The organism is Zooshikella ganghwensis DSM 15267 (genome assembly GCF_000428585.1).
Classification (GTDB): domain Bacteria; phylum Pseudomonadota; class Gammaproteobacteria; order Pseudomonadales; family Zooshikellaceae; genus Zooshikella; species Zooshikella ganghwensis.
Genome location: NZ_AUAF01000280.1, coordinates 1 through 3,211, shown reverse-complemented (window position 1 = coordinate 3,211; position 3,211 = coordinate 1). Strand labels below are relative to the sequence as shown.

Annotated in this window: 3 protein-coding genes and 1 pseudogene; 2 read left to right on the top strand and 2 right to left on the bottom strand. The window is 42.5% G+C overall.

Annotated features, from left to right (window positions below):
• Positions 1-912: coiled-coil domain-containing protein (locus F607_RS35000; protein ID WP_038292365.1), on the top strand; the 912-nt coding region annotated here is incomplete at its 5' end.
• A gap of 573 nt (positions 913-1,485) precedes the next feature.
• A complete protein-coding gene (locus tag F607_RS0125860) occupies positions 1,486-2,229 on the top strand; it encodes a DUF7986 domain-containing protein (RefSeq protein ID WP_027710324.1) in 744 nt (247 codons plus the stop codon).
• Positions 2,230-2,317: 88 nt separating this feature from the next.
• On the opposite strand, the gene F607_RS34450 is transcribed toward F607_RS0125860, so the two are convergent.
• Together F607_RS34450 and F607_RS35935 are read right to left on the bottom strand one after the other, a co-directional pair.
• Positions 2,318-2,491: a hypothetical protein gene (locus F607_RS34450; protein ID WP_157365611.1), complete on the bottom strand. Its 174-nt coding sequence runs from the start codon at positions 2,489-2,491 to the stop codon at positions 2,318-2,320.
• 199 nt (positions 2,492-2,690) lie between these two features.
• Positions 2,691-2,789 (bottom strand): annotated as a pseudogene (locus tag F607_RS35935) (helix-turn-helix transcriptional regulator); the annotation flags it as partial.
• Between the last annotated feature and the right edge of the window lie 422 nt (positions 2,790-3,211).

Genomic DNA, 3,211 nt, shown 5'->3' with positions numbered 1-3,211 from the left:
AGAAAACAAAAAGACGAGTTTAAGACAAACGGTCTCAAGCGTTTTCATGCGCTTAATAATAATCCCGCGGAGCTTAAGCGAATCGATGATTTAGTGGCATATGATCTACATAGACAGACTCAAACACACGTTGACCGCTTGAGTCATCAGAAAAAAATCGATGACATTACCGCGCATTACATGCGGCTGGCTGAGCATACAGACAAACTCGTCACACTGGAAAACAAAGAAGCTGAGCGCTACAACAATGATCTAAAGACACAGCTAAAATCATTAGCCAACGAAATCAATGAGCTTGAAAAAACCACCCGCGAGCCGGTATTCACACTACCACGCAAGTCCAATTCTGAAGCGCTTTCAGCGCTCGAAGCTGCGCGGCATTTGGATGATTTCAAATGGTATGAAAAAAACGTATTTTATCCGAAGTACAATGAAAAATTAAACGAATGGAAAGCGTTTGAAAAAGCGAATCCCGAACGCGCAGAAAAGATTAAAAATGGCTCGATGAAGACCAAATTTAAGCTATACGAAGATTTGAAAATCGGACAACAAAACTATCTACTCAGACTAAAAAGTGAGGCAAAGAGTCCACGCAACCAGCAAGCGATCCAAGAAATACAAGACAGGTACATCCGTGAAGGTTCTCTTAGTACTTCTCAGCAACGGTTGCAGCAACTGAAATCTGAATACAATCAGATCGCAGAACAACGCTTACGTGGTGGTTGGCACGATTTAAGTGAGTCCCAAGCGAAGATGCGGCGCGGTTACGCTCCGCAAGATGCCGCCAATACACACATCGAAAACAACACAACATTTGCAAAAGTGCTTGAAAAAGAGCGTAAACAAGCGAAAAGCCACAGCGCCGAGCAAAACCACAACAGAAGCCGTTCACGTCGAAGTAGATCTCGATAAAGCGATTACGGCATGAGTCGATAGTCCTGTATTTTTCTCTTGAAAATCAATGTCTCAGCGCACTCATAGTACTATCAGCCACATTCGTGGTACCCCTTTTTTGGTAATGGTGATAACGACTTATCAGGTCAGTAGTACCATTGCTTTATCTTGCACTGCATTCCGCTGCACCTAAAGTGTATCCAATTCTTAGAGGATGAGGGGAAAACGCTGTCACTACCTGCCTGAAAAACCGAGGCTCTACGTCTTATTTAGATGTAAAAACTCGGTAAAGAGGTTTAAGGGCGGATGGAAATAAGACTGATTGAAGCTTGTTGCTACAGGGAAGTTACTAAACCTATGTGCTCATTCCTGGCTGTCCCAGCCATCCGTCTCATCCACCGACGACTTAGGACACGCCAGTGGTAGAAATTGACGTTCATTGCCTTACCAATGGCCTCAAGAATACTCAGCATTTTTAAAAAATGAATTAAACGTATTATAGTGACCGCTTTTGTGAAGGTAGGCTATCGTTTTACCCTCTATCAGCCAGCCCTTGTGTAAAAATATCTACAGCCTGAGTAAAAGTTATCCATGAACAAGCGTAAGCAACAAAAAGACATCGATAAAGCTATTGCAAATCTTATTAAATATTCTGATAGCGGTGTATGGGAAGCAAGACAAGCGCAGTTTTTCGATGAAGTATTGAGTGGTGTAGCGGAGTCCCTTGAGGTTCCTGCTGACAAATTTTACGAAACACTAGAAGATCATGGTTACATGGAAACAGGCTTTGTCTACCTCTTCGAGCTTTTTGCCTCGACACTCTGGGACAATGAAGAAGACAGCATGATTAGTAGCTATATCAAGCGCCGAGGCTGGCGGGAAACACCTTACGCTAAGCGTTACCTCAGTGCTTTGGATGACAGCGAAGTCCAGTTATGGGAAATTGTAGATGTCAATGCAGGGTACTGGGTTAATGTTCGTCCTGTGGGTTCAACCAGCAAAACAATGCGTATTGATGAGCGATTGGGGTCTCAAAGTCTAGAAGAACGAGACTGTATCGCCGCACGGGTGATCTCATTGGATGACAAGTATCGTTTTGGTGGAGGAATCCTACTTTTTTCCAAAGAGCAGGCACAGGAAATTCCAACGCTACTGAGTCAAGCTCAGGAACATGTCATAAAATCGTTAAAACAACTTAGCTTAGAAAAACAGGATTGCCAGTGGTCTGATGAAGACATTTTGGCAATTGCTGAAGATCAAATTCAAGAGAAACTCCCTGAGCTACTTTTTGTTTTTTGGGCTAGTCAAACCTATGTAGCATTAACTATGGCTTGACCCTATATTTACAGCAATAAAATAAATGAAATCATTCTTTCCATACGATGATTGATTAACCAAGTACTGAAAAAACGGAAAGGAATGACTACAGGTCATCTATATCTACAGGTATAGATGGCTGGTTTTCTCTCGCTTTAATAATTTCGATGAGTTCTGCATCCTCTAGTTTATCTTCTTCTTTTTCCAGCGCATAAAAAACCTGAGCAACGAGTTTTTTTGCTTTTTGACTTGATTTGAGGGTGTAGTGGTATTTATGCATATTTTACCCGTTTCTGTCTGCTCCCAACTCGCTTCTGCCACTGGTGCTGTAGGCTCATCAAAACTGTGAACAGAGCCTTTCAGCCTTTGTAATGGGTCAGAAGCGCCTTTAAATGGCTTCAAACCCTGGTTAGGGTTTTGATCATCACACCGCAAATGAAATCACCTCATAACCTGTTAGGTCTATTTTTTTGCCCTGCTTACCACAGATCGTAGTGATCCTGCATTAATAACCAGATTTCAGGAGAACGACCTAGCACCCTAAAAAGCTTCAGAGCCATTTCTGGTGATATATCAGACTGGCCGTTAAGCTACCGGCCAATTGCCACTCGCCCACAGTACTGCTTTACAATGCATAACACTAAACAGCCTGAAAGCCACTGCCAATCATTTTCCTGTGCTTTGAGTAAAACTCTACTTGAAAAAGAAGTCAGACCAGAACAGCACTCCTCCTCACCACACTGTGGTTTGCGCGTCTTAATGATTTTGTGAAATCTCAAAGTGAACGCAATCACCGCCCTACCCCCTACCAATAATGGGCTTTAGATAAAAACAGGTGATTACACGCCGTGAAAAAAAGCACAAGAAAATGAAAAAAAGTGCAGTTTTTTGAAAAGTACTGCAGCTCAAGTGCCACTGAGCCAGTCATCACGGGGAATATTAGTCAGTGGCAGTTTCTAAACTTCAAAATAACCCCGTGCCTTTTTACTGGCTTCTAACT